General features: G+C 63.9%; 6 protein-coding genes. 5 read left to right on the plus strand and 1 reads right to left on the minus strand.

The features are described 5' to 3' along the window. The coding region (locus EOA27_RS17625) for a Gfo/Idh/MocA family oxidoreductase (RefSeq protein ID WP_189562050.1) at positions 1-358 on the minus strand (358 nt) is incomplete at its 3' end. Positions 359-570: 212 nt separating this feature from the next. On the opposite strand from EOA27_RS17625, the gene EOA27_RS17630 reads away from it, so the two are divergent. The 5 genes from EOA27_RS17630 (at position 571) to EOA27_RS17650 (ending at position 6,004) form a co-directional block, all read left to right on the plus strand. Next, positions 571-1,470 (plus strand): MurR/RpiR family transcriptional regulator, encoded by a 900-nt coding sequence (locus tag EOA27_RS17630; protein WP_126081253.1) that lies wholly within the window; start codon positions 571-573, stop codon positions 1,468-1,470. 164 nt (positions 1,471-1,634) lie between these two features. After that, positions 1,635-2,417 carry an SDR family oxidoreductase gene (locus tag EOA27_RS17635; RefSeq protein ID WP_126081252.1) on the plus strand — a complete coding sequence of 261 codons (783 nt, stop codon included), beginning with the start codon at positions 1,635-1,637 and terminating at the stop codon, positions 2,415-2,417. Beyond that, positions 2,414-3,949: a mannitol dehydrogenase family protein gene (locus tag EOA27_RS17640; protein WP_245466937.1), complete on the plus strand. Its 1,536-nt coding sequence runs from the start codon at positions 2,414-2,416 to the stop codon at positions 3,947-3,949. Before EOA27_RS17635 ends, EOA27_RS17640 begins: the two co-directional genes overlap by 4 nt. A 19-nt stretch (positions 3,950-3,968) precedes the next feature. Further along, positions 3,969-4,880 carry a sugar phosphate isomerase/epimerase gene (locus tag EOA27_RS17645; RefSeq protein ID WP_126081250.1) on the plus strand — a complete coding sequence of 304 codons (912 nt, stop codon included), beginning with the start codon at positions 3,969-3,971 and terminating at the stop codon, positions 4,878-4,880. 89 nt (positions 4,881-4,969) lie between these two features. After that, a complete protein-coding gene (locus EOA27_RS17650) occupies positions 4,970-6,004 on the plus strand; it encodes an ABC transporter substrate-binding protein (RefSeq protein ID WP_126081249.1) in 1,035 nt (344 codons plus the stop codon). Positions 6,005-6,249: the final 245 nt, after the last annotated feature.

Consider the following 6,249-nt stretch of genomic DNA (forward strand, 5'->3'; position numbering starts at 1 on the left):
ACAGCGGCTTGTCGCAGATGACGTCGATGCCAGCCTCGAGGAAGGCCGTCGCGATTGGTGCGTGCAGATGGTTGGGCGTGACGATGACCACCGCCTCGATGCCGTCCGGCCGTGCCGCTTCGGCTTTCGCCATGGCATGGTAATCGGCATAGCTGCGCTCCGGCGCGATGCCGATCTCGGCGGCGGAGGCCGCGGCATTCTCCGGATCCGAGGACAATGCGCCGGCGACCAGCGCGATCTGGTCGTCGAGCCGCATGGCGAGGCGATGCACGGCGCCGATGAAGGCGTTGCGGCCGCCTCCGACCATGCCGACCCGCAGGCGTTGACGCGACGTACCATCGGCGGTTGCATAGACCATGATTGCGATTATCCTCCCCAAGTTTCGATATGCCGGTCGGTGCGGATGTTGTGACCGGCGACGGCTGTTTTCGAATGATATTTCTATTTTTTGTTTTGTAGAACGATTGTGCCGCGTTAGCTTTTTACCCTCGGTCCAGGTGACGGACCGCATCCGGTGGGCAGGGATCGGATAATGCATCCGATGGTTGGGGTCACGATGAGGCATATCCTATGAGCGGCCGCGGCAAGGCGGCCGACGAGCCGTCCTCGCATAGCCTGGAGACGGCAGCGAGGAAGAGGAGCCGATCACTGGCAGCACTTGGCTACACCAAGCCGCAAACCTATGAAGAGCTGCGCGCAGTGCTTTCGTCAGGCACCGTGCATTTCCCGAAACGGCTTCGCCAGGTGGCGATCTTCCTCTGGCAACATCCGAGCGAGGTTGCGCTCGGCACGATCGCGCAGGTGGCTGACCAGGCCGGCGTGCAGCCCTCGACCCTGGTGCGCTTCGCCCAGATCTTCGGCTATTCCGGCTTTTCCGATTTCCAGCTCCTGTTCAAAGACCGCATGAAGGGCTCCTGGCCGGATGCGCAAGGCAGCCCGGACAAGGCCGGGGAGCCGAATGCCGACCTGCATTTCCTCAATGGCATGGTCGGCGCCTGCCAGGCCTCGCTCGGCCGCATCGGCAACAATTTCGATATCGCCGCTTTCGAGACGATGGTCGGTCATCTGGCGGCGGCCGAGCTGATCTACGTCATCGGCAGCAAGCGCGCCTTTCCCGTCACCACCTATCTGTCGCTGACGCTTTCGCAGCAGGGCGTGCGCAATGTGCTGGTCGACAATGTCGGCTCGACCGCGCTGGACCAGGTCGGCTGCATCACGCCGCGCGACGCGGTGCTCGCCGTCTCGTTCAGTCCTTACAATTCGATCACGCCCGACCTCGTCGCCGTCGCGCATGAGCGCAAGGCGCGCATCCTCGCCATCACCGACAGCACATTTTCGCCGCTGGCAAAACTCTCCGACACCTGGCTGGAAGTGGTTGAGCAGGATTTTGGCGGCTTCCGTTCGCTAGCCGCCTCGCTCGCGGTCGGCATGGCCTTGGTCCATGGCGTCGTCGCGCGCCGGACAGATTAACATTCCAAGAAAAGTGTCAGCGGTTTTCCGTCCGGAATTGCGAAAGACAAGGAGATAGAGCGGTTCACCGGTTCCATGGAACGGTGAACCGCTCTAGCACGATTGACTAACGGGAATTATCGTTCCATATTTGAAAAAATGGAAACTTTGTTCCGGGAGGAGGAATGGAGGTTCGTCTCGACGGCAAGGTGGTGCTGGTCACCGGCGCGACGCAAGGCATCGGCCGCGCGACCGCCGAGACGCTTGCGCGCTCCGGCGCCGCCGGCCTGCTGATCACCGGCCGGGACCAGAAGCGCGGCGATGCTGTCGCCGCCGAGCTCACGGCCATGGGCGCTGCTGCCGTCTTCGCTGCGGCCGATCTCGGCGATCCCGAAGCCCCGGCGCGGTTGGCCGGGGCCTGCATTGAACGCTTCGGCCGCATCGACGGTCTCGTCAACGCCGCCGGCCTCACCGATCGCGCGTCCTTCACCGACGCCACGTTCGACGATTGGGCGTCGCTGTTTGCGGTCAACGCCCGCGCGCCCTTCTTCCTCATGCAGGCGGCGATCGCCGACATGAAGAAGCGCGGACAGGGCGGCGCTATCGTCAACATCCTGTCGATCAACGCGCATTGCGGCACGCCGGAGCTTGCCGTCTATTCCGCCACCAAGGGCGCTCTGGCGACGCTGACCAAGAACGCCGCCAACGCCCACCGCTTCGACAGCATCCGCGTCAACGGCATCAATGTCGGCTGGACCGACACTCCGGCCGAACGGATCATGCAGGCCGACACGCTCGGCCAGGGTTCGGGCTGGCTCGACGCCGCCAATGCGACGCAGCCCTTCGGCCGGCTGTTCTCCGTGACCGACATAGCCAATCTTGCCGTCTTCCTGCTCTCCGACGCCGCCGGTCCGATGACCGGCACGCTGGTCGATCAAGAGCAATGGGTGATCGGAGCCAACCGGTGAGCGCGTCATCGCCCGAAAGCCTCAGCCCTGCCCTGCTCGGCCGCTTGCCATCCGAAGGCCGCAAGCCGGCTTACGATCGCAGGGCGTTGAGGCCCGGCATCGCCCATATCGGCGTCGGCGCCTTCCACCGCTGCCATCAGGCCGAATACACCGACGACCTGCTGGCGAAGGATTTCGACCGCTGGGGACTGATCGGCATCAACGTCCGCCCTCCCTTGCTTGCCGATACGCTCGGCCGGCAAGGCGGCCTTTACACGCGGCTCCTCCGCCAGAACGACGAAGTCGAGGCGCGTATCATCGGCAGCATCGTGCGCGTCGTCGACAGCCAGGAGAGTGCCGCGCCGGCGCTGGAGGTGCTCGCCTCGCCCGAGATCGAGATGGTCACCATGACGGTGACCGAGAAAGGCTATTGCCACATCCCGTCGAGCGGCGCGCTCGACCTTGACCATCCCGATATTGTCCACGATCTCGCCAATCCGGAAACGCCACGCAGCGTGCCCGGCATCCTGGCACAGGCGCTGGAACTGCGCATAGCCACGCATGGCCGCCCGGTGACGCTGCTGTCCTGCGACAACATCCCCACCAACGGCACCATTCTTGGCAATGTCGTGCGTGCGTTCGCAGAGCGGCGCGGCGGCAAGCTGGCGGACTGGATCGAAGCCAATGTCGCCTTCCCTTCGGCCATGGTCGACCGCATCGCGCCGGCGACGACCGCGGCCGATATCGATACGGTCGAGCAGCGCTATGGCTACCATGACAGCGCCCTCGTGGTCGGCGAGCGTTTCCGCCAATGGGTGATCGAGAACCGCTTCGCCGGACGCGTGCCGCGCTGGGACCTTGTCGGCGCGGCCTTCGTCGACGATGTCACGCCGTTCGAGCATCTCAAGATGCGGGTGCTGAACGGCGCCCAGACGACGCTCAGCTATCTCGGGGTTTTGGGCGGTTTCGAACATACGTTCGAGGCGATAGCCAACCCGCTTCTGGCAGGCTTCGTCCGCCGCATGCTGACCGAGGAAACACTGCCGACGCTGATGCCGGTCCCCGGCATTGCGCCGGCGGCCTATGTCGAGCAGAGCCTGTCGCGCCTCACCAACTCGGCGATTCGCCACCGCAATCACCAGATCGCCACCGACGGCTCGCAGAAGATCGTGCAGCGCCTGCTCAACCCGATCCGCGACCGCCTGGTGAAGGGTGGGAGCATCGAGCTTCTTTCGGTTCCCGTGGCAGGCTGGATGGCCTATCTGATCAAGGCATCGGCGCGCTTCGGCCGCGCCTGGCAGGTGTCCGACCCCTTCGCCGGCAGGATCGCGGCGATCGCCGACCGCGTTGGTTCGGACAGCAAACTGCTCGCCGACGCGATCTTGGCAATCGACGCTATCTTCGACCCGTCCTTGGCCGCCAACGCGACTTTCCGCGCGCATGTCGTCGCCGGCCTCGACGGCCTGCTCTCGAACGATCCGATGGGCTTCGTCAGACAAGTCTGCTCTGGGCCAACAGAGGCGCCATTGAACCAGCCGGCTCGATCTGCATAGTTTGGTATTGGGAGGCATCATGAAACTTGGACTGCTCACGGCACCATTTCCGGATACTGCTCTCGGCGACGTCGCCGATTGGGCGCGTTCGGCCGGTTTCGAGGCGCTGGAAATCGCCTGCTGGCCGAAGACTTCCGGGGCCAGCCGCCGCTATGCCGGCACCAGCCATATCGATGTGGACATCTCGGCCGCTGAAGCCAAGGATATTGCCGCCGGGCTTGCCGGCAAGGGCCTGGCCATCTCGGGCCTCGGCTTCTATCCCAACCCGCTCCATCCCGACCGGGCGCATCGCGAGGCGGTGATCGGTCACCTGAAGAAGGTGATCGTGCTGGCGAGCCGCATGGGGGTCTCGCTGGTCAACACCTTCTGCGGCGGCGACGCCTCGAAGACTGTCGACGCCAATTGGGAGGACGCGCAAAAGGTCTGGCCGGCGATCATCGCCCACGCCCGCGAACACGGTGTGAAACTCGCTTTCGAGAATTGCCCGATGATCTTCAGCTATGACGAATGGCCGGGCGGGCACAACATCGCCTACTCGCCTTACGTCTGGCGCCGCATCCTCGAAGCCTGGGGCGGCGAAGTCGGCATGAATTTCGACCCCTCGCATCTCGTCTGGCAGATGATCGACAAGGAGCGCTTCATCCGCGAGTTCGGCAAGAACATGCTGCACGTGCATGCCAAGGACCTGATGATTGATCATGATGGTTTGTACGAGCGCGGAATCCTCTCGGCTGGCATAGGCTGGCAGGTGCCGCGCATGCCGGGGCTTGGGGACATCGACTGGAGCAGGATTTTTTCGGGCCTCTACCGGGCCGGATATGACGGCCCGGTCATCATCGAGCATGAGGACCGGCGCTTCGAGGGGACGGATGAAAAGGTCAAGCGCGGCTTCCTGCTTGCCCGCGACGTGCTGCACCCCTTCGTCAAATGACGAAAAGCTTGGCGCCGACCATGTCGGCGCCCTGGAACTGAGCTGAACAATCGACTGAACTGAAAAGATCAATGTGGAGGAGTACTGACATGAAAAGACATCTGACCGTGGCCTCGCTACTTGCCGGCGCCGCCTTGCTCGCCTCGGTAGGCGCCTCGGCCGCCGCCGGCAAATACACGATCGGCATTTCCAACACAGTGCAGGGCAATGGCTGGCGCGAGGAGATGATCTGCGCGATGAAGGCGCAGGCGCTCGCTTCCGGTGAAGTGGCGAAGCTCAACATCGCTCACCGCAACACCGACGCCGCCGGCCAGCTCGAGGACATCCGCAACCTGATCAGCGCCAAGGTCGACGCCATTGTCGTCAACCCGGCCGATCCGGCCGGCATCAAGGCAGGCCTCGAGGAAGCCACCAAGGCCGGCATCGTCGTCGTCGCTGTCGACCAGGCGGTGACCGAACCGTCCGCCTACATCATCTCCAACAACCAGGAACAGTATGCCTATCTCGGCGCCAAGTGGCTGTTCCAGCAGATGGGCGGCAAGGGCGAGGTGTTCTATATGCGCGGCGCCGCCGGCGCTTCGGCCGACTCTGACCGCGACAAAGGTTTCAAGAAGGCGCTCGCCGAATTCCCCGATGTGAAGGTCGCGCAGGAAGTCTTCACCGGCTGGCAGCAGGACCAGGCCAAGCAGCAGATCCTGTCCTTCCTCGCCACCGGCACGCCGATCAACGGCATCTGGACCTCCGGCATCGACAACGTAATCGTCGACGCGCTGGTCGAGCAGCAGGCGCCGATGGTGCCGGTCGTGGGCGCCGACAATGCCGGCTTCGTCGGCCAGTTGAGCTCGGTCAAGGACCTGGTCGGCGCGGCCGTCACCAATCCCGGCTCGATCGGCGGCGCGGGCGTGACGCTCGCGCTGCAGATCCTCGACGGCAAGAAGCCGGCGCAGCAGACCGTCCTGGTCGAGCCGCAGCTCTGGGAGAACGCCACCGAGGAAGGCAAGGCCAAGCTGAAGAGCGTCGTCGACCCCTCGCTCAGCCCCGAATGGCCGGTCTCGATCTCCATCCCGGACTGGACGACCTACACCAAGGACCAGATCGTGGCCTGCAAGGGCCCGGGCGAGTAAGGGCCTGATCCGAACGCAAGCGCAGGGCGCCGGACCAAGGTCTGGCGTCCTTGCCATTTGATCTGGCACGCATAGTTTGAGCCTTCGAGCAATTCCAGGAAAAGTGTGAGCGGTTTTCCGTCCGGAATTGCGTAAAAACAAAAGGATAGAGCGGTTCGCCGTTTCCTTGAAACGGTGAAACGCTCCAGATCGAGAACGCTTTGACCACCAGCCCTCTCCTCGACGCCACCGGCGTGGCTAAGAAT

This window comes from Mesorhizobium sp. M2A.F.Ca.ET.037.01.1.1 (assembly GCF_003998075.1).
GTDB lineage: Bacteria > Pseudomonadota > Alphaproteobacteria > Rhizobiales > Rhizobiaceae > Mesorhizobium.